Genomic DNA, 24,500 nt, shown 5'->3' on the forward strand with positions numbered 1-24,500 from the left:
GGCCGGGTGGCTTACATCATGCCGCCCATGCCGCCCATGCCGCCCATGTCAGGCATGGCCGGGGCCGGCTTGTCGTCAGCCGCTTCGGCAACCATGGCCTCGGTGGTGATCATCAGACCGCCGATGGAGGCCGCAGCCTGCAGGGCGGAACGGGTGACCTTGGCCGGGTCCAGGATGCCCATCTCGATCATGTCGCCGTAAACGCCGGTAGCAGCGTTGAAGCCGAAATTGCCGGCACCCTGCTTCACCTTGTCGACCACTACGCTCGGCTCGTCGCCGGCGTTGGCCACGATCTGGCGCAGCGGAGCTTCAACAGCGCGACGCAGCAGGGCGATACCGACGTTCTGGTCGTCGTTGTCGCCTTTCAGGCCTTCGATGGCCTGCAGGGCGCGAACCAGGGCTACGCCACCGCCAGGAACCACGCCTTCTTCGACGGCAGCACGGGTAGCGTGCAGGGCGTCTTCAACGCGGGCCTTCTTCTCTTTCATCTCGACTTCGGTAGCCGCACCGACCTTGATCACGGCAACACCGCCAGCCAGCTTGGCCAGACGCTCTTGCAGCTTCTCCTTGTCGTAGTCGGAGGTGGTCTCTTCGACTTGCTTGCGGATCTGGGCAACGCGGGCTTCGATGTCAGCCTGGGCGCCAGCGCCGTCGATGATGGTGGTGTTTTCCTTGCTCAGGACAACGCGCTTGGCGTTACCCAGGTGCTCCAGGGAAGCGCTTTCCAGGGACAGGCCGACTTCTTCGGAGATCACGGTGCCGCCGGTCAGGATGGCGATGTCCTGCAGCATGGCCTTGCGACGGTCGCCGAAGCCCGGAGCCTTGACGGCTGCGACTTTGACGATGCCACGCATGTTGTTCACAACCAGGGTAGCCAGGGCTTCGCCTTCAACGTCTTCAGCGACGATCAGCAGCGGGCGGCCGGCTTTGGCGACTGCTTCCAGGACCGGCAGCATTTCGCGGATGTTGGAGATCTTCTTGTCGACCAGCAGGATCAGCGGGCCGTCGAGCTCGGCGACCATGGTGTCCGGCTTGTTGATGAAGTAGGGGGACAGGTAGCCGCGGTCGAACTGCATGCCTTCTACGACGGACAGTTCGTTTTCCAGGCCCGAGCCTTCTTCAACGGTGATCACGCCTTCCTTGCCCACTTTCTCCATGGCTTCGGCAATGATGTTGCCGATGGAGTCGTCGGAGTTGGCGGAGATGGTGCCTACCTGGGCGATGGCCTTGGTGTCGGCGCAGGGCTTGGCCAGCTCTTTCAGCTGGGCAACGATGGCGATGGTCGCCTTGTCGATGCCGCGCTTCAGGTCCATCGGGTTCATGCCGGCGGCAACGGCCTTCAGGCCTTCGTTGACGATGGCCTGGGCCAGGACGGTAGCGGTGGTGGTGCCGTCACCGGCAGCGTCGTTGGCCTTGGAGGCAACGTCTTTCACCAGTTGGGCGCCCATGTTCTCGAACTTGTCTTTCAGCTCGATTTCCTTGGCAACGGAAACGCCGTCCTTGGTGATGGTCGGAGCGCCGAAGCTCTTGTCCAGAACCACGTTACGGCCTTTCGGGCCGAGGGTGGCTTTAACGGCGTCGGCCAGTACGTTCACGCCGACCAGCATTTTCTTGCGAGCGGAATCGCCGAATTTGACTTCTTTAGCAGCCATGTTGATTTGTCCTCAATTCTTTGGTGTTTAGACGGAGATTCGCGGAACTCAGGCTTCGACGACAGCGAGGATCTCGCTTTCGCCCATCACCAGCAGTTCTTCGCCATCGACCTTGATGGTGTTGCTGCCGGAGTACGGGCCGAACACCACCTGGTCACCGACCTTCACGGCCAGCGGACGCACTTCGCCGTTGTCCAGCAGGCGACCGGTGCCTACAGCGACGACTTCGCCGCGGTTCGGCTTCTCGGCGGCCGAGCCCGGCAGCACGATGCCGCCAGCGGTTTTGGTCTCTTCTTCGCTGCGACGGATGACGACGCGGTCATGCAGAGGACGAAGCTTCATTGTCGATCTCTCCCAATAGTGTTGTTGCTCGACCGGTGCTCGCACCGGTGGGTTGGAATTGCCGGCGGTGCCGGTTGCAGCGCGTCAGGCGCGCCGCTGGAATCTGACCTGCCGTCGGGCAGGAACCTTGCGGTGACGGATACATAGGGGCGCCCGGAACCATTTCAAGGGGCACCCGCAAAAAAAATGCACTTTTATTGGTCGCGGCGCTCGTATTCGCCTTCGATCACGTGCGGGCGGGTCTGGCCAGTGCGAGCGGCCAGGTCGTCGGCGAAGGCGCGCTGACGGATGGCCTGGGCTTCGGCGCGCTGGCGCAGGTTGCGGATGAACAGGCGGCGGGTGAAGGGGATCAGGCACAGCAGGCCGAAGATGTCGCTGATGAAGCCCGGCAACAGCAGCAGGCCGCCACCGACCGCAATCAGCAGGCCTTCGAGCATTTCCTGCTCCGGCACCTCGCCGCGGGCCAGGCGCTCACGGGCACGCCAGGCGGTGGCGACACCGGCCACCCGCAGCAAGACGCTGCCGAGCACGGCGGTACCGATCACCAGCAGCAGGGTCGGCAGGACGCCGATCGCGCTGCCGACCTGGATCAGGACGGCCAGCTCGATCAGCGGAAAGAGCAGGAACAGAAAGAGAAAAGCGCGCATCTGGGGTTTCCTTGGTGGAAGAACGGCGTCCGGCAATCCGTTAGATGAAGCCGCCCTCCTCCCAATTCAAGCTACCGCCTCTCCACTGGTCGGCCAGGATTCGGCGCGAGCCAGCTGTACCAAGGCCTGACGGACCGAGCCAGGGTTGTTACAGGATGTTGGGAAGGGTAGCCAGTAAAGTGTCTGACCAATACGTAGGTGGAATCCTTCAGTGTCGATCCCGACCATCTCCGCGGCAGGCTCCTTCGGCAGCCCGGCCAGCTCCACATAGTGGGCAATGGCAGTGGCGTGGTCGCTGTTCATGTGCTCCAGCATGCTGATCTCCGCCTCGCCGGCGAAGGCATTGGCCAGCACCAGCTGATCCACCCAGTGGATGGCGCCGAAACCGCCGATGAAGCGGGCGCGCACCGGTTCCAGGCGCCAGAAATCGAAGTCGTGGGTCCGGTGGTAGTCCTCCGCATGGGGGAAATAGCGGTAGTAACGGGTGGCGGCGGCTTCCACCTCGGCACCATCGGTTATCTGCCGCGCTTCGGCCAGCAACGTCAGGCGGCCGGCAGCCTGGACGTCTTCGGCGCCGCGCTCGCCCACCAGCAGGGAGCACCTGGCATCCTTCTGCAGGTTATGGGTGTGCTGGGCGATGCGGCTGATCAGGATCAGCGGCCTGCCTTCGGCGTCCAGGCAATAGGGAACCACCGATCCGAAAGGGAAGCCCGGCATGGCTTTGGAATGGGTGGACAGCACACCCTGGTATTCCTTGAGCAGCAATTCTCGTGCATGCTTTGCGGCTTTCACGCTCACCTTATGACTCCTCGCAAAGAATCCGTCGGAAACGGACGAGCGGCCAGAATAGCGGTTTCAGGTCGAAAGCGGGGGCAAAGCGACAGTTATTCGAGGGGATTCTCATGCAACTCAAAGACAAGGTCATCATCATTACCGGTGGTTGCCAGGGCCTCGGCCGTGCCATGGGTGAGTATCTGGCCGCCAAGGGCGCAAAGCTCGCCCTGGTGGACCTGAATCAGGAAAAACTGGATGAAGCCGTAGCCGCCTGCAAGGCCGCCGGTGGCGACGCGCGCGCCTACATCTGCAACGTGGCCGTCGAGGAGCAGGTGACCCACATGGTCGCCCAGGTGGCCGAAGACTTCGGCGCCATCAACGGCCTGGTGAACAACGCCGGCATCCTGCGCGACGGCCTGACCATCAAGGTCAAGGACGGCGAAATGACCAAGATGAGCCTGGCCCAGTGGCAGGCGGTGATCGACGTCAACCTGACCGGTGTGTTCCTCTGCACCCGCGAAGTCGCCGCCAAGATGATCGAGCTGGAGAACGAAGGCGCCATCATCAACATCTCTTCCATCTCCCGCGCCGGCAACATGGGCCAGGCCAACTACTCCGCCGCCAAGGCCGGTGTGGCTGCCGACACTGTGGTCTGGGCGAAGGAACTGGCTCGCTATGGCATTCGTGTGGCCGGTGTTGCCCCTGGCTTCATCGAGACCGACATGGTCGCCAGCATGAAGCCGGAAGCCCTGGAAAAGATGACCTCCGGCATCCCGCTGCGCCGTCTGGGCAAGCCGATGGAGATCGCCCACTCGGTCGCCTACATCCTGGAAAACGACTACTACACCGGTCGTGTCCTGGAGCTGGACGGCGGCCTGCGCCTGTAAGGCCAAGCCCCCCCAAAAAAAGCCCCGCATCCGCGGGGCTTTCTTGTTTCGGTCGACCCTTCTTGTGTGGGAGCGATTTCAATCGCGAATGAGTTCGCTCGCACAGGATCAGGAATCACAGGTGACCTCTACTCCCGAATCGCCGCCCCCTCCCCGCACACGGGCAGTGCGCCGCACTGCCCTTTTCCGGTTGCCGGTGTCCCCAGAGGCGACGCCAGGCGCACGTCCCCGGGTGCCAACTGGCGAGCGCAGGCACGGGCTTGTTGAGCCTGGGCCGCGCAGCCCTTCTCGTTGAGTACTTCGGAGAGGTTGAACCAGCCCAGGGCATAGTCCGGCTTGCGCTTCAGGCTTTGACGCAGGGCCGCTTCGGCGCCGTCGCGATCCCCCTCCGCATAGCGGGCGTTGGCCAGGGCGAAGAGCGGCAGCGGCTCCTTCGACCAATGCTCGGCAGCCGTGCGATAGGCACGTTCCGCTGCCGGGCGCTGGGCAGTCTGTTCCAGGTCGCTGGCCGCCTTGATCCAGGGTTCGAGTTGCGCTTGCGCCGGCAGCTTGTCCGTCGGCAATGTCACCACGGCCCAGCGCTCGGCACGCTGCCAGGTGCGGTCGAAGCTGCGCAGGTCAGTCACCCAACGCTTCTCGGTGCCGGAGCGCAGCACCAGCTCATCCTTGCCGCGGTCGTAGCCCACCACCACCGCGAAGTGCCAGCGCGGCAGCCAGTCCAGCCCGAGGTTCTGCATCACCAGCACCGGGTTGCCCGCGGCCACCTGGGCCAGCAGTGCATCCAGGTTCGGTTCGAGCGGGTAGACCAACATGCCGTACTGGCGCGCAGCGGCCACCAGTTCCAGCTTCAGGCTGCCCTCACGGGCGGGCAGATAGACCTTGGGGGTGAGCTCTTCGGGTGAAGTCTTCACGCCCCGTTGCACCAGCAGGGTGGCCAGCGCGGCCGGGCCGCACTGGTAGATTTCCTGCGGGTAGAACGGCGTCTGGATCAGTTCCACCCGCTGGGGCAGCCGGTCGCTCTGCGGCGTCAGCATGGGTTGCTGCCCGGCGCAACCCGCCAGGGCCAGCACCAGGACGGCGAGCCAGAGCCGCATCAGTTGATGCACTTGATGAAGCTGAAGATGTCAGTGGCGCAGAGCATGTCGGTGATGATGAAGATCACCAGGAACAGCACGATGATCCCCACCCAGCCGCCGGCCGGTTCCTGCTCCAGGCGCTGGTTGAACTGCTGCAGCTCCGCCGGCGTCAGGCTGGCGATCCGCGCCTCCACCTGCTCGCGGGGCACGCCGAGGGATTCGAGCTTCTGCTGCACCTGCTTGTCGTCGAGCATGGCGCGCAACTGGGCCTGGTCGACCGGTTGATGCTGCTGCAGCGACTGTTCCTGCATGGCCTGCGGCGTGCCGATCATGGCGGCCTGGGCCAGTGGCATCTGGGCAAGGAAGACGAACTGGCCGGCAATCAGGACGGAAGCGAGACGACGGTTGCAGTGACGCGAAAGCATAGTGATTTCTCCAGGTATTGTTGCCAGTTGACCACGAAGCGTGTTGGGCGGTTCCAACCTTCCTACAGCAAGTTAAGAAGATTCTTCGATACCCTGTGATTATTGCTGAAGTCTGGCGAGCAACTATAGAATGCGAAACATTCCCATTTGCTCCCGAGACCAGCTCTTGAATCACGGCGCCGACGCCCTTTCACCTCCGCCGGCCGACTCCCTGCAAAAGCTCTACAGCGACCACCATGGCTGGCTGACAGGCTGGCTGCGCCGTCGCCTGGGCTGCCCGCAGAATGCCGCCGACCTCGCCCAGGACACCTTCCTGCGTGTGCTGCTGGCGCGGGAAAAACCGGTGATCCTCGAGCCCCGCGCCTTCCTCACTACCGTGGCCAGGCGCGTGCTGGCCAACCATTTCCGCCGCCAGGACATCGAGCGTGCCTACCTCGAAGCACTTGCCGCCCAACCGGAAGCGCTGGCACCGAGCGAAGAAGAGCGCGCCATCATCCTGGAAACCCTGGTGCAACTGGATCGCCTGCTGGACGGCCTGCCGCCGCTGGCGAAGAAGGTCTTCCTGCTGGCCCAGGTGGATGGCATGACCTATGCCGAAATCGCCGAGCAACTCGACATATCCCTGTCCACCGTCAAGCGCCACATGGTCAGGGCGGCGCAGCGCTGCTACTTCGCGGAGAGCTTCTGAGATGAGGCTTTCCACGGTTGATCGCAGCCGCATCGCCCCGGCCGTCGCCGAGCAGGCGGTGGAATGGCTGGTGGAACTGCAGGGCGGCGACATCAGCGAGCAACGCCGCCAGGCCTGGCAACAATGGCGCGCCGCCGATAGCGAACACGAGCGCGCCTGGCAACGCATCGAAGCCGTCAATCAGGGGCTGCGCGGCCTGGATACGCCGCTGGCCCTGGCAGCCCTCGGCGCCCCCGCCCAGCGCAACCGCCGCGAAGCACTGAAGCTGCTGATGCTCTGCGCCCTCCTCGGCGGTGGTGCCTTCAGCCTGCGCGACAGCGAACCGCTGCTGGCCATGCGCAGCGACGAATCCACTGGCGTCGGTGAGCGCCGCGCCCTGCGCCTGGCCGACGGATCGCGGCTGGAACTGAACACCGCCAGCGCCGTGGATATCCGCTTCGATGCGGGACAGCGGCTGATCGAGATGCGTCAGGGGGAAATCCTCCTCGACGGCGTCAGCGACCCACGACCGCTGCGCATCCACACGCCCCAGGGCCTGATCGAAAGCCGTGGCGGGCGCCTGAACGTGCGCATCCTCGAACGCAGCAGCCGCGTCAGCCTGTTCGATGGCAGTGCCGACCTGCTCACCGATGGCCAGCGCCAGTCGCTGCTGCCCGGCCAACAGGCCAACCTCTCGCCCACCCGCATCGCCCCGCCCGCAAGCGCCAGCGAAGACAGCCTGGCCTGGACCCAGGGAATGCTGGTGGCAAGCCACATGCGCCTGGACGACTTCCTCGCTGAACTCGGCCGCTACCGACGCGGCCACCTCAGTTGCGACCCACAGGTGGCCGGCCTGCTGATTTCCGGCAGCTACCCGCTGGACAACACCGAACGCATCCTCGCCATGCTGCCCAGGGCGCTGCCGGTGGAGGTGCACAGCCTGACACGCTACTGGATCAAGGTGCACCCGCGCGCCACGGGGTGACCCCCTGACGCTCGGAACGATGGGTATCGCTGCGCTCGGCGCCATCCCACGAGGCCGTGCAGTTCGTGGGGTGGACCAGGCTTCATCGGTCCGCCGTTCGAGGCCCGCTCGAGCTCCGTTGGTGGATGTGAAATGCGACATCGCCCTACGCAAGGGCCGATGCGGCGAGATCCAGATTTTTTTGTGAAAGCTGAGCCTTTTTTCCGATCTCGCGTGACAAGGCAGGCAGAGACCTTCCCAATTCACAGTCGAGACGCCTCCATGCAGTATCCGCACCGCCTCCATCGCTTTGCCCGCAAGCCCCTGGTCCGTGCCATGCAGCCGCTGCTGCTCGGCCTCAGCCTGGCTGCCGCCCTGCCCAGTGCAGCCATTGCCGCCAGCCTGGAAATCGGCGCCGAAAGCCAGCGCCAGGCCTTCGACATCCCGGCTGGCCCGCTGGAAGCCGCGCTCAACCAGTTCGGCCGTGAAGCCGGCGTACTGCTGTCCTTCAGCCCCGAATTGACCGCCGGCCGCCAGACCCAGGGCCTGCACGGCCAGTACGGCGTCGACGAGGGCCTGAACCAGTTGCTGGCCGGCAGCGGCCTGCACGCCGTGGCCCGGGACGGCGGCTACAGCCTGCAATCCTCCGGCGGCGCCATCGAGGTGGACCGCCAGGTGGTGGTCGGTTCCCGCGCACCCACCAGCATCAGTGAACTGCCGGGCACTGTATGGATCATCGACGCGCCGCAGTTGCAGGAACAGACGAAGGGCGGCGTGCCCTTCAAGGAAGCCCTGGGCCAGTTGATCCCCGGCCTCGACATCGGCCCCCAGGGCCGCACCAACTACGGCCAGAACATGCGCGGCCGTAGCGCCCTGGTGATGATCGACGGGGTATCCCTGAACAGCTCCCGTGGCATCAGCCGCCAGTTCGACTCCATCGACCCGTTCAACATCGAGCGCATCGAAGTGCTCTCCGGCGCCAGCGCGGTGTACGGCGGCGGCGCCACCGGCGGCATCATCAACATCGTGACCAAGAAGGGCGAGGCGGGACCGGCGCGTTTCAACAGCGAAGTGGGCCTGCGCAGCGGCTTCGAGACCAGCCAGGACCACGACTGGCGCGCAGCCCAGTCGGTCAGCGGCGGCAGCGAGCAGATCAAGGGCCGCGCCTCGGTGGCCTACCAGAAGAACGGCGCCGCCTACGACGGCAGCGGCGACCAGGTGATGCTCGACATCACCCAGACCGACCTGCAGTACAACCAGTCGGTGGACGTGATGGGCAGCCTCGACTTCGCCTTCGCCAACGGCCACAGCCTGAGCCTCGGCGCCCAGTGGTACGACTCCGGCTACGACGGCGACAAGGGCGTCGACCTCGGTCGCAACTTCGCCGGCCTGCGTGGCCTGGAGCCCTTCGAGATCGAAGGCGGCGCCAGCTTCGACCGCGAGCCGCGCACCGAACGCACCCAGTTCAATGCCACCTACCACGCCCCCGAGGTGCTGGGCCACGACCTCTACCTGCAGGCCTACTACCGCAGCGAAGAGATGGCCTTCCAGCCCTACCCGAGCATCAGCTTCACCGGCACCGGCGCCATCAACCCGAGCCGCTCCTACTACTCGGCATCCCAGCAGGACACCGACTATTACGGGCTGAAAGCCGTGCTGGTGAAGGAGTGGGACCGCTTCACCCTGACCTACGGCGCCGATATCGAGCGTGAAAGTTTCGACTCCGACCAGGCCCTGTTCGACCTCAACACCGCCGCCCGGACCGGCGGCCTGGTGGCTGATGAATACGCCAAGGTCGGCCGCTACCCGGGCATCGACACCGACAGCAACTCGCTGTTCGCCCAGGGCAGCTGGCGCGCCACCGACGACCTCACCCTGTCCGGCGGCGTGCGTCGCCAGCGCACCAACAATGATGTGGGTGACTTCGTCGCGGCGGCCCAGCAGATCCAGATCAGCAAGGGCAACGGCACCAGCGCCGACGCCATCCCCGGCGGCGAGAAGGACTACCAGGTCGACCTCTACAACTTCGGTGCCGTCTACAAGCTGAACAAGGCGCAGCAGGTCTGGGCCAACTACTCCGAAGGTTTCGAGCTGCCCGACCCGGCGAAGTACTACGGCCAGGGCACCTATTCGGCGGCGCCGGTCAATGGCCGCTGGGTGCTGCAGAAGGGCGTGAACGTCAAGGACTCGGCCCTGGACGGCATCAAGACCAAGCAGGTGGAACTCGGCTGGCGCCACTACGACGGCAACCTGGATGCCCAGCTCGCGGCTTTCTACGCCTGGTCCGACAAGAGCATCACCTACAACCGCACCACCCTGCTGGTGGAGCAGCTGGACAACAAGAAGCGCAACTACGGTCTGGAAGGCCAGGCCAACTACTGGCTGAACGACAACTGGCAGATCGGTACCAGCGCCCTGGCCATCCGTTCCCAGCAGAAGATCGACGACCGCTGGCAGAAGCAGGACGTGACCGCCGCCAGTCCCTCCAAGCTGACCGCCTTCATCGGCTGGCGCGACGACCACACCAGCCTGCGCCTGCAAGGCGTGCGCACCTTCAACCTCTCCGACGACGGCAACGTACTCGCCAGCGGCCAGTTCGACGGCAACGACCACAAGATCGACGGCTACGCGACCTTCGACCTGCTGGGCAGCCAGGTCCTGCCGGTCGGCACCCTCAACTTCGGCATCCAGAACCTGATGGACAAGGACTACACCACCGTCTGGGGCCAGCGTGCGCAGGTGTTCTACAGCGCCAACATCCCTGCCGACCTGTTCGACTACCACGGCCGTGGTCGTACCTACAGCTTGAGTTACAGCGTGGAGTTTTAACGGACCTCCCTCACCCCCGGCCCCTCTCCCGCAAGCGGGCGAGGGGTGACTCTCGGCTCACCTGCGGTGCAGTCCTGGAGGGGATTTTGTGGGGGCGAATTCATTCGAGAAATGAAATGGCACCGAGCGGCCGGAATCGCCCTCACCCCCGCCCCTCTCCCAGAGGGAGAGGGGTGACTCTCTGCCGACCTTAGGCACAACCCTGTAGGGGCGAATTCATTCGCCATGCGGGCCGCAGGTCCGCCCCTCAATAGGACACCGTCTTGTACTTCGGCCCGATGTTCCAGCGGAACCAGTCGTCCAGCATGGTCTTCTCGTAACGCAGGCGGTCGTTGCTGAAGTAGTAGTTGCCGTGCTGCAGGTAAGACTGGTCGATCACCGTCGCATCGCGGCTGACCAGGACCCTGCCGTCCTGTTCCAGGCTGTAGTGCAGCTTGATCCGGGGCCAGGTCACTTCGCGCATGAAGCGCACACCCTGGAAGTTCACCCGCCAGGGTTCGTACTGACCGGCCAGGTCGATGTCGAGGATGTCCACCTTGAGCGTCTGCCCGGGCTGCAGGTAGCGCTTGCCGAGCTTCTCGATGTGGGCCTTGAGATCCTTCAGCACGAAGTCGTCCGCACCACGGCCGTAATCACGGTACAGGCGCGCGTCGCTGTACGTGTCCGGATGGCTGAAGCTGACCTCGGTGGAGGATGCCAGCGCAGTCGGGGACAGGATCACCAGGGCCAGCACGATGAGGGGCAACGTGGGTCGCATGGAACACCTCCTGGCGATGACGCGGGACACCGCCACGGTCAGTTTACGCTCGCCGATGACAATGGGTGGCCGCTTCAGTCGTACGGTTCAGACCAGCGCCAGCACGCCACCACCCAGCAGCAGAAGGGCCACCAGCGGCAGCACCGAGCGGACCTGCCAGGCCAGCAGGGCGACCAGCAGCAGTCCGGAAAGCATCAGTTGGCAGAGCCAGATCACGCCACCGATTTCTCCGCCCAGTTCGGCAATGGCCAGGGCCAGGCCGACGAGCATGGCGAGCACCGCGCCCACCCGCAGGAGGCGGCTGCGGGATTCGCTCGGGGCGGCACTGAAGAGCAGTTTGTGCTGGCGCGACATCGCCAGGGCCAAGCCGGTCATGGCCAGGTAGCAGCAGGAAAAACTCAGGGCCAGCATCAGGCGTTCTCCTCCGCCAGGCGACGGCGGACGCGCGGCGCTTTCGCCACCTGCGGCTGCGAACGGCGCCAGGCGAACAAACCGCAGAGCACGCCGGAGGCGAGCAGCACGAGGTCGATGCCGGCCATGTCCCAGTCACCGCGCGCCAGGGTCGCCAGCAGGCTGCCCTGGGGCGTGAGCAGTGCATTGAGCAGCGGTAGGCCGAGGGCCAGGACGGCCACCACAACCAGCACGTCGCGGGCGACCTTGCCGCTGTTGCGGCGCAGCACGGCCCAGCCCGCTACCAGCAGCCAGACGCCGACGAAGACCCAGGTTTCTGCGCTGGCGCGCTCGGCGATGCCGGCCGGCAGCAGGCGGTTGCCATAGAGCAGGCCGAGGCTGGCCACCGGCAGGCCGCCGACCACCGCGCCGTTCAGCGCACGCACCAGACCGATGCCGTAACCGCCGCGCGCTTCGCGCTTGCGCAGCCAGACCTGCAGACCGGCCACCAGCATCGCGCAGCCCATCAGGCCAAGCAGCAGGTAGAGGGCGCGGACGATCTGCCCGCCGAACTGCGCCATGTGCAGGTTGGTCAGCCAAGCGTAGCTCTGGTAGCCGGGGCTGTAGGGTTTCTGTTCGTGGAGGAGCTCACCTGTGGCGGCGTCGTAAGAAAAGGTCCACTGGAAGTCGACGATGCCCGAGCGATCGTAGCGGCGGATATCCACCACCGCGGCGGCGTCGGCCGGGTGATGCACGCTGATCCAACCGGTTTCCTTACCGCCCCAGCGACGCTGGGCATCAGCCACCAGGCGGTCGAGGGACATGGGCGGCGGCGCCGGCTGCTTCACGTCTTCGCGCGAATAGGCGCCCATCACATCGTGGAAGAACTCTTCGGCATCGCCGTCATAGGCGCGCTGGATACCGGCGGGCATGTAGAACACCACGAAGATGGCCAGGCCCGTGTAGGCGATGAGCAGGTGGAACGGCAGCCCCACCACGCCGAACAGGTTGTGCGCATCCAGCCAGGCGCGCTGCCCGTTGGCGTCCGGGCGCAGGGTGAAGAAGTCCTTGAAGATGCGGCGGTGGATGATGATGCCGCTGATCAGCGCCACCAGCATGAGCATGGCGGCGATGGCCACGATGTACATGCCGACCATGCCGGCGTTGAGGTCGTAGTGCAGGGTGAAGAAGAACAGCCCGCCGACGGTTTCCGGCATCGGCTCGCCGGTGACCGGGTCGAGGGCGAAGCGCACGAACGCGCTTTCGTCCGCCGGCTCGTAACCGGCCCAGTAGAAGGGTTCGCGCTCGCTCGGCGGACGAATCCAGATGGCATGGGCATCCGGCGCCTTGGCCAGCATCGCGTCGCGCACCTGATCGACGGTCATGCCGTGGCTGGAGGGTTCATGCAGCGCCGGGCGCATCCAGCGCTCCAGTTCCTTGTCGAAGCAGGCGATGCTGCCGGCGAAGAAGATCACGAACAGCAGCCAGGACGGCAGCAGTCCGCCCCAGGTGTGCAGTCCGGCCATCGATTGGCGCAGGCTCATGGGCGTACTCCGAAGTCGCCGGGCAGGTAGGCCGCCAGGGCCATCAGGACGGTTGCCCCGATCAGCACCAGCCAGGCCTGCAGGGCCGAGCGTGCGGCAAAGGCGTAGAGGATGGCGAGGGTGTAGACCGCGAAGCAGGACAGGCTGGCGAATACCACCCGGTCGCTGCGCACCAGCGGCAGGTAGACCGACAGGAACGCCGTAGCCGCGTAGGCCAGGGCGTAGCCGCCGAGAATCGCCGCCAGCACCCGCGCAGTCACGTCCCGGCGCGAAGAGGTCTTGGCTTTGCTCACGTTGCAACCTTGCTCGAGGGCGCCCTGGCGGAACGCGATCCGGCAGAGGCGAAAGAATTTCCAGAAATAATCTTGAGAATTATTCACATACGACTATTGATTGCAACAGACAATTTCTATCAACCCGCAGAGAACGACCCCGATCCGGCTATCTGCGACACCTGGTCGGAACAGCCCCCTACCGCCGGTCCTGGCGGTTCGAACTTTGCAGTTGTCCGGACGTCCATCGACTCATCGCTCGACCAACCAGGTGACAGGCCATGTACAACCCCTTCCAGATTCTCACCGACGCGTTCCAGACGGAGTTCCGGGTCAACCTCAGCCTCGTCAGCCCGGACGGCGGCATCATGCTGACCCTGACCAACGAACAGGGGGTGGTAGCGCGGCGCATGATCAGCGCGGCCCAGCGCAACGACCCGGTCCGGTTGAAGCGGGTGATCGAAAGCGTTCGCCTGGGGATCGCCATCGAGAGCGGGAACAAGGTGGGGGAGTTGCTCACCAGCATGACCGGCGGTCATGTGGCACCGGTGCGCACCGGACGGGTGAACGCCGCACAGATAGCGCGCATCTGATGCACGCTATCCGTGCACGGCGTCAGGCTTCCTCTTCCACCTCGACCCGGCGCGCCAGGTTGCGACGACGTGGCGGGGCGTCGGTCTGTACCGAGGGGAAGCGCGAGGAGGCATAGCGCACCACCAGGATGGCGAGCGCCAGCAGCAGGATGGCGCCGGACACGAATACCGCGCCCAGGTCCGGCCGGTGGTGGTGCGAGACATCGGAAATCAGCAGGCGGGTCAGCGCGGTGATCGCCACGTAGATCAGGAAGCGCACCGGCATGTGGTTGGTCTTGAAGTAGATGCCGACCATGGCACCCAGTTCGAGGTAGATGAACAGCAGCAGGATGTCATCGACCGTGGCGTGCCCCTTGTCCACCATCCCCAGGAAAGCCACCACGGCAGCCCAGGCGGTGATCCCGCCGATGGCGAACAACGCCAGGTAGTGGAAGCTCTCCACCAGGAGATTGCCCAGCGACTCGGCCAGGCCATGGACGTTTTCGCGCGTTCGTTCAGCCCAGTTGATTTTCACGATACAGCTCCTTGCGACGACGGCCCCGATGGTGACGGGGAAAGGTGACATTGGGGTTATGCAGGATGGGGGCCGCCCTATCGCCTGCGCCACGAGGCAGGTTGTCGCAGCCCTTGCCGCCAGGTGCGTCACGCAGGAAAAAACTGCGCACTGGACATCACCGTCGCTCACCACGCATAAACACCGCTCATCCCGAAATGGAGCTTCGTCATGATCCGCCCGCTTTACCCCCGCCACGTCCTTTTCGCAGCCTTCGCCCTGGCCCTGCCTTTCGCTTCGCCGATCACCACCCAGGCCGCGCCGGCAGCCAGGCAGCAGACCCAGGTACCCGGCTTCTACCGCATGGCGGTGGGCGAACTGGAAGTCACCGCACTCTACGACGGCTACGTAGACCTCGGCACCAACCTGCTCAAGGGCGCCAGCGCCGAAGATATCCAGAGCCTGCTGGCACGCATGTTCATCGAGTCCGGCAAGGGCATGCAGACCGCGGTCAACGCCTATCTGGTCAACACCGGCAAGCGGCTGGTGCTGGTGGATACCGGTTCGTCGAAGTGCTTCGGCCCTACCCTCGGCGGCATCCTCGGCAACCTCAAGGCCGCCGGTTACCAGCCAGAGCAAGTGGACAGCGTGCTGCTCACCCACCTGCATCCCGACCACGCCTGCGGCCTGCTGGACGCCGAGGGCAAACAGGCCTTCGCCAATGCCACGGTGTTCGTCGCACAGGATGAAGCCGGCTTCTGGCTGAACCCCGAGGCAGCGGCCAAGGCTCCGGCAGACTCGAAAGCCTTCTTCGAGATGGCGCAGAAGGCCGTGGCGCCCTACCAGGCCGCCGGCAAGCTGAAGACCTACAGCACTGGTGATGCCCTGGTGGAAGGCGTCAGCGCCGCCCCCTCGCCCGGCCATACCCCCGGCCACACGGGCTACCTGTTCAGCTCCGGCGGCCAGGAACTGCTGGTCTGGGGCGACGTGGTGCACAGCCATGCCACCCAGTTCGCCCACCCGGACATCGCCATCGAGTTCGATGTGGATAACGCCAAGGCCATCGCCAGCCGCAAGCAGGTGTTCGCCGCTGCCGCGAAGGACAAGCTCTGGGTAGCCGGCGCGCACCTGCCCTTCCCCGGCTTCGGTCACGTCCGTAGCGAAGGCGAAGGCAAGGGCTATGCTTGGGTTCCAGCGGAATTCGGACCGATTCGCAGCGATCGCTGACACAGGCCGGCAAATGGAAATTTCCTGCGGGCTATTTCCATTTGCCATCATTCCGAATACTGTACGCACATCCAGTATTTTCCAACCAATGAAGGTGAGGGGTGATGAATGGCCGTCGAAGTGGTGTACCGCAGCAGCCGCGATCCGGAGCGCCTGTTCATGGATAAGGCCGAAGCCGACCGTTACGACAAGATGCTCGAACTGGCCGAGTCCCTGGCCGAGGTCCTGCAGAAGGCAGTGCCGTCCCTGAGCGAGCAGCAGGTGGAAGACATCGGCATCTTCATGGCCAAGCATCGCGATACCTTCGCCCGCGCCTTCAAGAACCAGCCCGACGCCCTGGCCGAGCTGGAACTGCCCGGCGAGTGATCCCGACGCCCTCCCCCGCTCGCGGGGAGGGCCAGATTGCCCGTTGACGTCCGGCCAATCCCGGTCTAATTTCGCCGAGTCCCCATTCCGGGGCCCATCTCCTTCGGCGAATCCCAGATGCCCAACGCAAGCGCCCATTCCGCGATGATCACCGATCCCGTCGGTGCGCGCGTTCGCGCCTGCCTGTCGCCGATGTCCCCGCCTGTCGCACCGCCGCCTGCCGTGCGGGCCGGCTTTCCGCCGCCGCCCCCGTACGCGCTGCACGGCTGATCACCAGCCACTGATACCGCTCCGGTCCTGACCGCTTTCGGTCGGCGTTCGCGCGCGCCGGAGCCTGTTGCTGCTCACTGACAGGTGAACATTCATGACGTTGGACAAATCCGTCTGGGGCGCTTTCGCCTCGACTTCACTCTTCGTGCTGCTTTGGAGCAGCGGCGCGATCTTCGCGCGACTGGGCCTGGACCACGCCTCACCCTTCGCCTTCCTCACCCTGCGCTTCGCCCTCGCTTTCGCCACCCTGCTGCTGGTCTGCGGATGGCGCGGACAGACCCTGCCGCAACCGGGCAGCCGGTTGAAGGTGGCGGGCGTCGGCCTGCTGCTGATCGGCGGCTACACCATCTGCTACCTGCTGGCCCTGGATAACGGCATCACCCCCGGCGTGCTCGCCGCCCTGCTAGGGGTGCAGCCGATCCTCACGCTGCTGATGCTGGAGCGGCGCTTCTCCCTGGCGCGCCTGCTGGGCCTGGCCATCGCCCTGGGCGGCCTGGTGCTGCTGGTGTGGCAAAGCATCGGCCGGGCGCAGGTCTCCACCCTCGGGCTGGTGTACGCCTTCGCCTCGCTGGGCAGCATGACTTGCGGCGCCATCCTGCAGAAAGGCCTCAAGCAATCACCCCTGCAGGTCCTGCCGGTGCAGTACGGCGCCAGCCTGCTGGCCTGCCTGCTGCTGGTGCCCTACAAACCCTTTCACTTCGAGGCGACCCTGGACTTCGCCATCCCCCTGCTGTGGCTGGCGCTGGTGATCTCGGTGCTGGCGCAGTTGCTGCTCTACCGGCTGATGCAGGCGGGCAACCTGGTGAACGTCACCAGCCTGTTCTACCTGGTGCCGGTGGTGACCGCGGGGATGGATTACCTCTTCCTCGGCAACACCCTCGCGCCACTGGGTATCGCCGGGATGGGCGGGATACTGGCGGGGCTGATGCTGGTGTTCAACGTGGGTAACCGGACCGCGTGACTACGGGCCAGGCGATTGCCGCACAAGGGCAATCGCCTGGTCCAACTTGCGCGGTTTATTCAATTCCCGACGGGCGCAAGACGCGACGCTGGAGGCCCCGGACAAGGAGCCCTCCCATGCGTTCACTCTTCGCCTGCCTCTATGCGCCGCTGTTTCTCTTCGGCTTCCTCACCGCTGCGTTGTGGATAACCACCCTGCATCCGGCCTACTGGCTTGCCGCCCTGTTGCTGCCGGCCATCGTCCTGGCTTTTCTCGCCGAAGCCTGGCTGCCCTATGAGCCGCAGTGGAACCGGCCACGAGGGGACAGGCTGCGGGACGGCCTGCATGCGCTGGTCAACGAAACCCTCAACCTGCTGGGCATCGCAGCCATTCCGCTGGCAGCCGCCTGGATACCGAATGCCGGCGTCTGGCCCCACCACTGGCCTTTGCCGCTCCAGTTGCTGCTGGCCGTCCTGGTCGCCGACCTCGGCGTCACGCTGATGCATTACCTCAGCCACCGCCTGGAACCGCTCTGGCGCCTGCACGCCGTGCACCACAGCGTGCAGCGCATGTACGGGTTCAATGGGCTGATGAAGCACCCGCTGCATCAGGCCGTCGAAGCGCTGGCCGGCACCGCGCCCTTGCTGATGCTGGGAATGCCGGTGCAGGTCGCGGCCCTGCTCGCCTTCGCCATCGCCCTGCAACTGCTCTTGCAGCACAGCAATGTGGACATACGCGTCGGCCTGCTGCGGCACCTGTTCGCCTGGGCGCCGGTGCACCGCTTCCACCACATGAAGTACGGCCGCGCAGGGGACGTGAATTTCGCCCTGTTCTTCAGCTTCTGGGACCGCCTGCTGGGCACCGCCTTCCACAGCGATTACCTCATGGGCGTCGATGACCTGGGTATTGGCAGCCGCCCGGACTATCCCCGCGATTACCTGGCCCAGATGGTCGAGCCTTTCCGCCGCCAGCCCCGGGGAGCCAGCCCGGAAGCACCGGCCGAACTGCGCCGTGCCTAACCGATGAGTTGCAGCTTCAGCTGTGCCAGGTTGCGGTCGGCGCGGATGCCGAAGGTGGCTCGCATGGTGCGCGAGAAATGCGCGGCATCGGCGAAACCGGCGTCCAGGGCGGCTCGGGTCAGCGTCTCGCCTTCCAGGGCCAGGCTCAGCGCCAGGCGCAAGCGGCGCCAGAGAACCAGGCGCCGCACCGAGAGCCCAACCTGGTCGCTGAACAGTCTTTCCAGCTGGCTCAGTGACAGGCAGGCCCGTTGCGCCAGCGCCACCGCACTGACCTTTTCCTCCAGCAAGGCATCCACCGTCGCCAGTGCATTGGCGATTCGCGGGTCCAGCCGTTGCCGTGGTGCAGCCAGCAGCAGAGCGGTCAGCGCTTCCAGGTCCGCCGGGGCATCCTTGAGCAACTGGCGCAAGGTCGCCGGGCTGAACGCCAGGGGTTCGGCATAGACGGCGACCATGTCCTGGCAGGGGTCCTCGATGGCATGGGCGCGCATCGACTCCACCAGCAGGAAGCGCCCGCCACATGGCTCACCCTCCAGGGTCAGGCGCAATGGCGCTGCCTTGGCCAACAGCGCCTGGTGGGCGTAGTGGGCGTGGTTACGCGCACTGCCGGCAACGCCATCGAGCAGACAGAAGTCGCGGGCCATCCATAGCGCGCCCTGCCAGGGTGATTCGATCATCAGAGGGCCTCCTGCCGGTTCCAGGCAGTCAGCAATAGCTGCCGCTTGCCGGTTCGGCAAGGCGTTTTGTGGGAGCGATTTCAATCGCGAAATGGATTGGCACCGAGCCGCCGGAAACCACCCTCACCGCCGGCCCCCGCCCTGCGCCCCGGCCCGATCGCTGCGCGCTCAGGCGTTCATCGGCACCGGAAGCGATGCTTCCAACTGCGTGCCGCTTCAGCCCAGAGGGCGAGGGGTGATCTCGTGATCATCTTCGGCGCAGTCCTGTGGCACTTCCCCTGTGGGGGCGATTTCAATCGCTGAGCAGGGCGCAGCCCTGCCCTAGGGCTGCTCCAGCGCCTGCACCAGCGCCTTGAGGAACCTCGCGGCCTCCCCGCCGGTGACAGCCCGGTGGTCGAAGGTCAGCGACAGCGGCAGCACCGGGTGGATTTCCACCTTGCCCTGCCAGGCCACCACTTCATCGCGGATGCCACCGGCACCGATGATCGCCACCTGGGGCGGGACGACCACCGGGTTGGCGTAGCGGCCGAACAAGGTGCCGAAGTTCGACAGGGTGATGGTCGCTCCCATCATTTCCTGCGGAGGAATCGAGCGCGCCTTCACGTCGGCCCGTAGCCGCGACATGCCTTCCTTCAGATCCTCGGCACTGCGCCCGCCCACATTGCGCAACACCGGCACGAACAGTCCGTCCTGGGTGTCGACGGCGATGCCGAGGTCTAGCTTGTCGTGCTGGCGGATGGACAGGGCGCGGCCGTCGAACCAGCTGTTGAGGATGGGCTCCACCTCGCAGGCGGCGGCGATGGCCTTGCCGAGGCGGATCAGCGGGTCACGGGCCTCCGGCCAGCGGTGCAGGTCGGCGTCGCCGAAGATGGTCACCGGCACCACCTCGGCATGGGAGCGCGCCATGTTGATCGCCATGCTGCGGCGCACGCCCCGCAAGCGCTCGCCGCCGAAGCTGTCGCGGGCGCTTTGCGCGGCCTGCTCGACATCCGTGCGCGTCACCAGGCCGTCGGGGCCGGAACCGGCAAGGGCCGCCAGTTCAACGCCGAGCTGGCGGGCGAGCTGGCGTACCGCCGGGGTAGCGCGAGGCGCAAGGTGCTCGCGGGTGGACGGTGCGGCGCCGACGAAGAAGCTGTCGGCCTGGGCATTGCCGCCGCCTTCCAGGCGGCCAACCACAGTGCCGGCGTCGGCGTCCTCGCCCTCGTAACCCAGCAGCGGTTCACCGACGTGGAGAATGTCGCCCTCCTTGCCGAAGGTCCTGGCCACCACGCCGTCATGGGGGGCCGGGATATCCACGAGCGCCTTGGCGGTTTCCACCGAGACGAGCAACTGGTCGGCCTTGACGCTGTCCCCCACCTTCACGTGCCACTGGACGATCTCGGCTTCCTGCAGACCTTCGCCCAGGTCGGGCAGTTTGAAGTATTTCATCGTGCGCTCCTCGTCTCAGGCGTAGTTCAGCACCAGGTCACAGGCCGCAAGAATGTCGTCCGGACTGGGGATGTAGAGCTGCTCCAGGCGATACAGCGGCGGTGGAATATCCGGCGCGGTGACCCGCTGGATGGGCGCCTGCAGGTCGAGAAGCGCGCGCTCGTAGAGGCTGGCGGCAATCTCCGCACCGACGCCGCAACTGCGCGGCGCCTCGTGGACGATCACGCAGCGGCCGGTCTTGCGCACCGACGCCTCCAAGGTGTCGAGGTCCAGGGGCTTGATGCTGGCCACGTCTATCACCTCGGCGGAGACGCCCCGCTCCTCCAGCTTCGCGGCAGCCTGCAGGGTTTCGTGGACGCTGGCACCCCAGCTGACGAGGGTGATGTCCGAGCCTTCGCGCAGGGTGAAGCAGCTGTCCAGTGGCAGGCGCCTGCCGTCGTCGATGATCGGTTGCGGGTTCATCCGGTAGAGCCGGGTGGGTTCGAGGAAGATCACCGGGTCCGGGTCGTCGATGGCTGCCAGTAACAGGCCGTAAGCCCGTGCCGGCGAGGACGGGATCACCACCCGCAGGCCGGGAATGTGGGCGAACAGCGCTTCGGTGCTCTCGCTGTGGTGCTCCGGCGCGCGGATGCCGGCACCCATGGGGCTGCGCAGCACCATCGGGCAGGTGAGCCGGCCACGGGTACGGCAGCGGATGCGGCTGGCGTGGGACACCAGGTGTTCCATGGCGGCGTAGATGAAGCCGAGGAACTGGATTTCCATCACCGGCTTCAGGCCCTGGGCGGCCATGCCCACGGCGAGGCCTCCGATCATGGTTTCCGCCAGCGGCGTGTCGATCACCCGCTTGAAGCCGAAGCGATCGCGCAGGCCGAGGGTGGCGCGGAACACGCCGCCGTTGACGCCCACGTCCTCACCGAGAACCACGACGTTCTCGTCTTCCTGCATGGCGCGGTGCAGGGCCAGGTTGACGGCTTCCAGCAGGGCGCGTTTTTCGGTGGTGGCGTTGAGGTTAGTCATGATGGCCTCCGCTGCTCGAAGAGCACATCCGATCCCCCTCTACCGCTTGCGGGAGCGGGTGGCGCGCAGCGCCGGGTGAGGATTCCTCCCGGCGGGCAACGCGTTCCAGGAGCATTTCTCGCTGCTCGCCAAGGGCCGCGGGCCAGCGCGCATAGACGTGGTCGAGCACCGCTTCCACCGGCTGGACTCCAGCGGACTCGAAATTATCCACAGCCGCCTGTACCTGCCGCTGGCAGTCGGCGATCAGTGCCTGCTCGCGGCCTTCGTCCCAGACCCGGTTGCCGGCGAGGAAGGCCTGCATGCGCTTGATGGGTTCTTCCAGCCAGGCCGCCTTGACCTCCTCGGCGCTGCGATAACGGGTGGCGTCGTCGGCGGTGGTGTGATCGCCCAGGCGATAGCTGAGGCATTCCAGCAGGATCGGTCCCTTGCCGTGGCGGGCGCGGTCCAGCGCCCATTGCACGCGGTCATAGACGGCCAGCACGTCGTTGCCGTCCACCTGTTCGCCGTGGAAGCCGGCACCGATGGCCTTCTGCGCCAGGGTGGGGGCGCCGCTCTGGATGCGCCGGGGCACCGAGATGGCCCACTGGTTGTTGTTCACCACGAAGACCACCGGTAACTGCCAGGCCCCGGCCACGTTGAGGGCTTCGAGGAAGTCGCCCTTGCTGGTGGCGCCGTCGCCGCAGGTGGTGACCACTGCGCGGTGCTGTCCCCGGATCTTGATTGCCGTGGCCACGCCACAGGCATGCAGGGCCTGGGTGGCGATAGGCACGCAGATGGGGAAGTCCTCTTTCGAGCGTGGGTCCTGGAAGTCGCTGCCGCGTTCGTCGCCCCCCCAGTAGAGCAGGATTTCCTCCATGCGCACGCCGCGCATCAGCTGCACGGCGGTGTCGCGGTAATAGGGCACCAGCACGTCTTCGTCGCGCATCAGGCTGCCGATGGCGACGCCTATGGCTTCCTGGCCCAGGGTCGGGGCATAGGTACCGATGCGGCCGGTGCGTTGCAGGGCCACCGCCTTCTGGTCGAAGAGGCGGGTCAGCACCATGCGGCGATAGAGCTCGCTGAGCAGGTTGAAATCGTCGGCCCAGGCTGGCAGTTCGCCGACCAGCCGCCCCTCGGGGTCGAGGAAGCGCGTATAGGGCAAATCGATCCGATTGGACATGGCTTCGCTCCTTACACCTTTTGAGTGCCTGTGCAGTGCCCGGGGCTTGTGGCTCCGGGAGCTAACGGGCCGGGCCGCTGGTTGGCGGCCGTTCAGCCGAACAGCAGGCGCTCGGCCAGGGCGTCGGCGACCCGCGCGGGGGATCGCTTGTCGGCCTGGGCGTGCGCGTAGATCTCGGTAAGGCGCTGGCGAATCCGCGACAGGTGCGCGGTGATCGCCGGCAGCGTCTCGCCCTTGTGCTTGAGGGCAACGTAGATGAGCCCTCCGGAATTGATCACATAATCCGGCGCATAGAGGATGCCGCGCGCCTCCATCTCGTCGGCGATGTCGGGGCTGGCGAGCTGGTTGTTGGCCGCGCCGGCCACTGCCGCGCAACGCAACTGGCCCACCGTCTGGGCGTTGAGCACACCGCCCAGGCCGCAAGGCGCGAGGATGTCGCACGGCGTGGTGAGGAAGGCGTCGGCGGCCACCGGTTGGGCGCCCAGTTGCTCGATGGCCAGTTGCACGCGGCCGCTGTCCAGGTCGCTGACCAGCAGCTCGGCGCCTACCGCATGGAGCTGTTCGGCCAGGGCGTAGCCCACGTGGCCGAGGCCTTGCACGGCAACGCGCAAGCCTTCGAGGTCGTCGCTGCCGAGACGCGCATGGGCGGTGGCACGGATGCCGGCGAAGACGCCGAGGGCGGTGTGCGGCGAAGGATCGCCGGCCGCGGTGGTGCTGGTGACGTAGCGGGTCTGCTGGGCGATGCAGTCCATGTCGGCACTGGAGGTGCCGCTGTCCACCGCCGTGATGTAGCGGCCATTGAGGGACTCGATCATGCGGCCGAAGGCTTCGAACAGGGAGGCGCGATCATTCACGTGGGCCGGGCGGATGATCACGGCCTTGCCGCCCCCCTGGTCGAGGCCGGCCAGGGCGGCCTTGTAGCTCATGCCCTGGGCGAGGCGGATGGCGTCGCGGATGGCGCTTTCATCATCGGGGTAGGCGAGGTAGCGGCACCCGCCCAGGGCCGGACCGAGCCGGGTGTTGTGGATGGCGATGATGGCCTTGAGTCCGGTGGCGGGATCGTTGGCGAGGTGCAACGCCTCCAGCCGGGCGGTTTCCATCATGGCGAACATGGCGGTCTCCCTTCCTGACTTTAGGGCCAGTATAGGTCGGCCTGCGCCATCCGCCCCCTTGCATCCGGACATAAGCCGGGGCGCCGAGATAACCGCCGTTCGTGCCACTACTGGACGAAAATCAACCAGTTGGCTACAAGGAAACAACCTCTCGGAGATACCCATGGACCCGCGCCAACGCTGTCTAGCCTGCCTCGAACGCGAGCCTCCGGCGATGCTGGAGGCTGCCCTGTGGATCGCCGCCGAACACGATCCGCGCCTGGACCCGGAACGGGTGCTGCGCGAATTCGGCGGCCTGCTCCAGCTGGTGGCGGCCGGCCTGCCGAACCTGGCGCCGGCCGAACTGGCCCAGCCGCTGTTGCGGCGGCTGAACGAGCTGGACTTCCACGAGGACGACGACACGCCCCTGCGCCCCCGTGCCGCGCTGCTGCCCGAGGTGCTCACCCGGCGCCGGGGACAGCCGCTGTCGCTGGCACTGATCGCCCTGGAACTGGCCGCACGCCTGGGTATTCCCCTGACCGGGGTGGGCTTTCCCGGCCACTTCCTGCTGCGCGTGCCCGGTGCCGACCACCTGCTCGACCCGTGCAGCGGCCGTCGTCTGTACACCCGCGATTGCCGCGACCTGCTGGTCCGCGTCCAGGGCCCACAGGCCGAGCTCCAGGCGGCCCACCTGCAGACGGCCAGTGCGAAGGAAATGCTCCAGCGCCTGTCGCGCAACCTGCGCCTGCTCCACCAGGAGGCCGGCGAGTTCCTCGCCGCACTGAAGGATGCCGAGCGCGTGCTGCTGCTCGGCCCGCCGAACATGCACGACCACCTGGCGCGTGCCGATATCTACCAGCGCCTGGACTGCCCCCAGGCGGAGCGCTACGACCTGGAGCGCGCCCTGCTGCTCTGCGACAACCCGGCCCAGCACCTGCAACTGGCCCAGCGCCTGCGCCGGCTCGGGCATGTGCAGCCGTTGCATTGATGGCACCCC

26 protein-coding genes are annotated in these 24,500 nt (G+C 66.0%); 10 read left to right on the forward strand and 16 right to left on the reverse strand.

What is annotated here, in order from left to right; genetic code table 11:
• Positions 1-11 precede the first annotated feature (11 nt).
• The 4 genes from groL to FXN65_RS22705 all read right to left on the reverse strand — a co-directional run bounded on the left by groL (position 12) and on the right by FXN65_RS22705 (position 3,439).
• Positions 12-1,652, reverse strand: coding sequence for a chaperonin GroEL (gene groL, locus FXN65_RS22690; RefSeq protein ID WP_151136643.1), 1,641 nt, complete (start codon positions 1,650-1,652; stop codon positions 12-14).
• Positions 1,653-1,700: 48 nt separating this feature from the next.
• Positions 1,701-1,994, reverse strand: coding sequence for a co-chaperone GroES (locus tag FXN65_RS22695; RefSeq protein WP_028628402.1), 294 nt, complete (start codon positions 1,992-1,994; stop codon positions 1,701-1,703).
• Between the two features lie 194 nt (positions 1,995-2,188).
• The gene (locus FXN65_RS22700; RefSeq protein ID WP_151136646.1) at positions 2,189-2,641 is read right to left on the reverse strand and encodes an FxsA family protein; all 453 of its coding nucleotides are present in this window, start codon (positions 2,639-2,641) and stop codon (positions 2,189-2,191) included.
• Between the two features lie 66 nt (positions 2,642-2,707).
• A complete protein-coding gene (locus FXN65_RS22705; RefSeq protein WP_151136648.1) occupies positions 2,708-3,439 on the reverse strand; it encodes a HugZ family pyridoxamine 5'-phosphate oxidase in 732 nt (243 codons plus the stop codon).
• 104 nt (positions 3,440-3,543) lie between these two features.
• Between FXN65_RS22705 and FXN65_RS22710 the strand changes: the two genes are divergently transcribed.
• The gene (locus tag FXN65_RS22710) at positions 3,544-4,302 is read left to right on the forward strand and encodes an SDR family oxidoreductase (RefSeq protein ID WP_151136650.1); all 759 of its coding nucleotides are present in this window, start codon (positions 3,544-3,546) and stop codon (positions 4,300-4,302) included.
• A gap of 128 nt (positions 4,303-4,430) precedes the next feature.
• Here the strand turns inward: FXN65_RS22710 and FXN65_RS22715 are convergent, their stop codons facing one another.
• Both FXN65_RS22715 and FXN65_RS22720 read right to left on the reverse strand, forming a co-directional pair.
• Positions 4,431-5,396, reverse strand: coding sequence for a PA2778 family cysteine peptidase (locus FXN65_RS22715; protein WP_178119383.1), 966 nt, complete (start codon positions 5,394-5,396; stop codon positions 4,431-4,433).
• Positions 5,396-5,803 carry a PA2779 family protein gene (locus FXN65_RS22720; protein WP_151136652.1) on the reverse strand — a complete coding sequence of 136 codons (408 nt, stop codon included), beginning with the start codon at positions 5,801-5,803 and terminating at the stop codon, positions 5,396-5,398. Before FXN65_RS22720 ends, FXN65_RS22715 begins: the two co-directional genes overlap by 1 nt.
• Before the next feature lie 166 nt (positions 5,804-5,969).
• Between FXN65_RS22720 and FXN65_RS22725 the strand changes: the two genes are divergently transcribed.
• The 3 genes from FXN65_RS22725 (at position 5,970) to FXN65_RS22735 (ending at position 10,263) form a co-directional block, all read left to right on the forward strand.
• Positions 5,970-6,491, forward strand: a complete 522-nt coding sequence (locus FXN65_RS22725) for a sigma-70 family RNA polymerase sigma factor (RefSeq protein WP_394351256.1) — start codon at positions 5,970-5,972, stop codon at positions 6,489-6,491.
• Position 6,492: 1 nt separating this feature from the next.
• On the forward strand, positions 6,493-7,455 hold the full coding sequence (locus tag FXN65_RS22730; RefSeq protein ID WP_151136654.1) for a FecR domain-containing protein: 963 nt from the start codon (positions 6,493-6,495) through the stop codon (positions 7,453-7,455).
• Between the two features lie 261 nt (positions 7,456-7,716).
• A complete protein-coding gene (locus tag FXN65_RS22735) occupies positions 7,717-10,263 on the forward strand; it encodes a TonB-dependent receptor (protein WP_151136656.1) in 2,547 nt (848 codons plus the stop codon).
• Positions 10,264-10,510: 247 nt separating this feature from the next.
• On the opposite strand, the gene FXN65_RS22740 is transcribed toward FXN65_RS22735, so the two are convergent.
• The 4 genes from FXN65_RS22740 to FXN65_RS22755 all read right to left on the reverse strand — a co-directional run bounded on the left by FXN65_RS22740 (position 10,511) and on the right by FXN65_RS22755 (position 13,247).
• On the reverse strand, positions 10,511-11,020 hold the full coding sequence (locus tag FXN65_RS22740; protein ID WP_151136658.1) for a DUF3016 domain-containing protein: 510 nt from the start codon (positions 11,018-11,020) through the stop codon (positions 10,511-10,513).
• A gap of 87 nt (positions 11,021-11,107) precedes the next feature.
• Entirely contained in the window at positions 11,108-11,431 is a 324-nt protein-coding gene (locus FXN65_RS22745; protein ID WP_151136660.1) for a DUF3325 domain-containing protein, read from the reverse strand.
• Complete coding sequence (locus FXN65_RS22750; protein ID WP_151136662.1) at positions 11,431-12,954, reverse strand: PepSY-associated TM helix domain-containing protein; 1,524 nt, start codon at positions 12,952-12,954, stop codon at positions 11,431-11,433. Before FXN65_RS22750 ends, FXN65_RS22745 begins: the two co-directional genes overlap by 1 nt.
• A complete protein-coding gene (locus tag FXN65_RS22755; protein ID WP_151136664.1) occupies positions 12,951-13,247 on the reverse strand; it encodes a DUF3649 domain-containing protein in 297 nt (98 codons plus the stop codon). Before FXN65_RS22755 ends, FXN65_RS22750 begins: the two co-directional genes overlap by 4 nt.
• A gap of 260 nt (positions 13,248-13,507) precedes the next feature.
• Here FXN65_RS22755 and FXN65_RS22760 point away from each other — a divergent pair, with 260 nt between their 5' ends.
• On the forward strand, positions 13,508-13,819 hold the full coding sequence (locus FXN65_RS22760) for a DUF3509 domain-containing protein (protein WP_151136665.1): 312 nt from the start codon (positions 13,508-13,510) through the stop codon (positions 13,817-13,819).
• A 22-nt stretch (positions 13,820-13,841) separates the two neighbouring features.
• Here FXN65_RS22760 and FXN65_RS22765 read toward each other — a convergent pair whose 3' ends face one another.
• Entirely contained in the window at positions 13,842-14,333 is a 492-nt protein-coding gene (locus FXN65_RS22765; protein ID WP_151136667.1) for a phosphate-starvation-inducible protein PsiE, read from the reverse strand.
• A gap of 210 nt (positions 14,334-14,543) precedes the next feature.
• On the opposite strand from FXN65_RS22765, the gene FXN65_RS22770 reads away from it, so the two are divergent.
• The 4 genes from FXN65_RS22770 to FXN65_RS22785 all read left to right on the forward strand — a co-directional run bounded on the left by FXN65_RS22770 (position 14,544) and on the right by FXN65_RS22785 (position 18,134).
• Entirely contained in the window at positions 14,544-15,539 is a 996-nt protein-coding gene (locus tag FXN65_RS22770; RefSeq protein ID WP_151136670.1) for an MBL fold metallo-hydrolase, read from the forward strand.
• 108 nt (positions 15,540-15,647) lie between these two features.
• Positions 15,648-15,905: a YebG family protein gene (locus FXN65_RS22775; protein ID WP_151136672.1), complete on the forward strand. Its 258-nt coding sequence runs from the start codon at positions 15,648-15,650 to the stop codon at positions 15,903-15,905.
• A gap of 364 nt (positions 15,906-16,269) precedes the next feature.
• Positions 16,270-17,136 (forward strand): DMT family transporter, encoded by an 867-nt coding sequence (locus FXN65_RS22780; RefSeq protein WP_151136674.1) that lies wholly within the window; start codon positions 16,270-16,272, stop codon positions 17,134-17,136.
• A 116-nt stretch (positions 17,137-17,252) separates the two neighbouring features.
• Positions 17,253-18,134, forward strand: a complete 882-nt coding sequence (locus tag FXN65_RS22785) for a sterol desaturase family protein (RefSeq protein ID WP_151136676.1) — start codon at positions 17,253-17,255, stop codon at positions 18,132-18,134.
• On the opposite strand, the gene FXN65_RS22790 is transcribed toward FXN65_RS22785, so the two are convergent.
• From FXN65_RS22790 to FXN65_RS22810, 5 genes are all read right to left on the reverse strand, one after another.
• Positions 18,131-18,808, reverse strand: a complete 678-nt coding sequence (locus FXN65_RS22790; RefSeq protein WP_151136678.1) for a helix-turn-helix domain-containing protein — start codon at positions 18,806-18,808, stop codon at positions 18,131-18,133. The two genes, FXN65_RS22785 and FXN65_RS22790, sit on opposite strands and share 4 nt — an antisense overlap.
• Before the next feature lie 321 nt (positions 18,809-19,129).
• A complete protein-coding gene (locus FXN65_RS22795) occupies positions 19,130-20,236 on the reverse strand; it encodes a dihydrolipoamide acetyltransferase family protein (protein WP_151136680.1) in 1,107 nt (368 codons plus the stop codon).
• A gap of 15 nt (positions 20,237-20,251) precedes the next feature.
• Complete coding sequence (locus FXN65_RS22800) at positions 20,252-21,253, reverse strand: alpha-ketoacid dehydrogenase subunit beta (protein ID WP_151136682.1); 1,002 nt, start codon at positions 21,251-21,253, stop codon at positions 20,252-20,254.
• Positions 21,246-22,412 carry a pyruvate dehydrogenase (acetyl-transferring) E1 component subunit alpha gene (gene pdhA / locus FXN65_RS22805; protein WP_151136684.1) on the reverse strand — a complete coding sequence of 389 codons (1,167 nt, stop codon included), beginning with the start codon at positions 22,410-22,412 and terminating at the stop codon, positions 21,246-21,248. Before pdhA ends, FXN65_RS22800 begins: the two co-directional genes overlap by 8 nt.
• A 92-nt stretch (positions 22,413-22,504) precedes the next feature.
• Positions 22,505-23,524: a Leu/Phe/Val dehydrogenase gene (locus tag FXN65_RS22810; RefSeq protein WP_151136686.1), complete on the reverse strand. Its 1,020-nt coding sequence runs from the start codon at positions 23,522-23,524 to the stop codon at positions 22,505-22,507.
• A 163-nt stretch (positions 23,525-23,687) separates the two neighbouring features.
• On the opposite strand from FXN65_RS22810, the gene FXN65_RS22815 reads away from it, so the two are divergent.
• Entirely contained in the window at positions 23,688-24,491 is an 804-nt protein-coding gene (locus FXN65_RS22815; RefSeq protein ID WP_151136689.1) for a SirB1 family protein, read from the forward strand.
• Positions 24,492-24,500: the final 9 nt, after the last annotated feature.

It is taken from the genome of Pseudomonas lalkuanensis (genome assembly GCF_008807375.1).
GTDB lineage: Bacteria > Pseudomonadota > Gammaproteobacteria > Pseudomonadales > Pseudomonadaceae > Metapseudomonas > Metapseudomonas lalkuanensis.

Bases quoted from the DNA above. Each gene is read 5' to 3' on its own strand.
- groL (WP_151136643.1), bottom strand. From the start codon at position 1,652: ATGGCTGCTAAAGAAGTCAAATTCGGCGATTCCGCTCGCAAGAAAATG.
- FXN65_RS22695 (WP_028628402.1), bottom strand. From the start codon at position 1,994: ATGAAGCTTCGTCCTCTGCATGACCGCGTCGTCATCCGTCGCAGCGAA.
- FXN65_RS22700 (WP_151136646.1), bottom strand. From the start codon at position 2,641: ATGCGCGCTTTTCTCTTTCTGTTCCTGCTCTTTCCGCTGATCGAGCTG.
- FXN65_RS22710 (WP_151136650.1), top strand. From the start codon at position 3,544: ATGCAACTCAAAGACAAGGTCATCATCATTACCGGTGGTTGCCAGGGC.
- FXN65_RS22715 (WP_178119383.1), bottom strand. From the start codon at position 5,396: ATGCGGCTCTGGCTCGCCGTCCTGGTGCTGGCCCTGGCGGGTTGCGCC.
- FXN65_RS22720 (WP_151136652.1), bottom strand. From the start codon at position 5,803: ATGCTTTCGCGTCACTGCAACCGTCGTCTCGCTTCCGTCCTGATTGCC.
- FXN65_RS22730 (WP_151136654.1), top strand. From the start codon at position 6,493: ATGAGGCTTTCCACGGTTGATCGCAGCCGCATCGCCCCGGCCGTCGCC.
- FXN65_RS22735 (WP_151136656.1), top strand. From the start codon at position 7,717: ATGCAGTATCCGCACCGCCTCCATCGCTTTGCCCGCAAGCCCCTGGTC.
- FXN65_RS22740 (WP_151136658.1), bottom strand. From the start codon at position 11,020: ATGCGACCCACGTTGCCCCTCATCGTGCTGGCCCTGGTGATCCTGTCC.
- FXN65_RS22745 (WP_151136660.1), bottom strand. From the start codon at position 11,431: ATGCTGGCCCTGAGTTTTTCCTGCTGCTACCTGGCCATGACCGGCTTG.
- FXN65_RS22750 (WP_151136662.1), bottom strand. From the start codon at position 12,954: ATGAGCCTGCGCCAATCGATGGCCGGACTGCACACCTGGGGCGGACTG.
- FXN65_RS22760 (WP_151136665.1), top strand. From the start codon at position 13,508: ATGTACAACCCCTTCCAGATTCTCACCGACGCGTTCCAGACGGAGTTC.
- FXN65_RS22770 (WP_151136670.1), top strand. From the start codon at position 14,544: ATGATCCGCCCGCTTTACCCCCGCCACGTCCTTTTCGCAGCCTTCGCC.
- FXN65_RS22775 (WP_151136672.1), top strand. From the start codon at position 15,648: ATGGCCGTCGAAGTGGTGTACCGCAGCAGCCGCGATCCGGAGCGCCTG.
- FXN65_RS22780 (WP_151136674.1), top strand. From the start codon at position 16,270: ATGACGTTGGACAAATCCGTCTGGGGCGCTTTCGCCTCGACTTCACTC.
- FXN65_RS22785 (WP_151136676.1), top strand. From the start codon at position 17,253: ATGCGTTCACTCTTCGCCTGCCTCTATGCGCCGCTGTTTCTCTTCGGC.
- FXN65_RS22790 (WP_151136678.1), bottom strand. From the start codon at position 18,808: ATGATCGAATCACCCTGGCAGGGCGCGCTATGGATGGCCCGCGACTTC.
- FXN65_RS22795 (WP_151136680.1), bottom strand. From the start codon at position 20,236: ATGAAATACTTCAAACTGCCCGACCTGGGCGAAGGTCTGCAGGAAGCC.
- FXN65_RS22800 (WP_151136682.1), bottom strand. From the start codon at position 21,253: ATGACTAACCTCAACGCCACCACCGAAAAACGCGCCCTGCTGGAAGCC.
- pdhA (WP_151136684.1), bottom strand. From the start codon at position 22,412: ATGTCCAATCGGATCGATTTGCCCTATACGCGCTTCCTCGACCCCGAG.
- FXN65_RS22810 (WP_151136686.1), bottom strand. From the start codon at position 23,524: ATGTTCGCCATGATGGAAACCGCCCGGCTGGAGGCGTTGCACCTCGCC.
- FXN65_RS22815 (WP_151136689.1), top strand. From the start codon at position 23,688: ATGGACCCGCGCCAACGCTGTCTAGCCTGCCTCGAACGCGAGCCTCCG.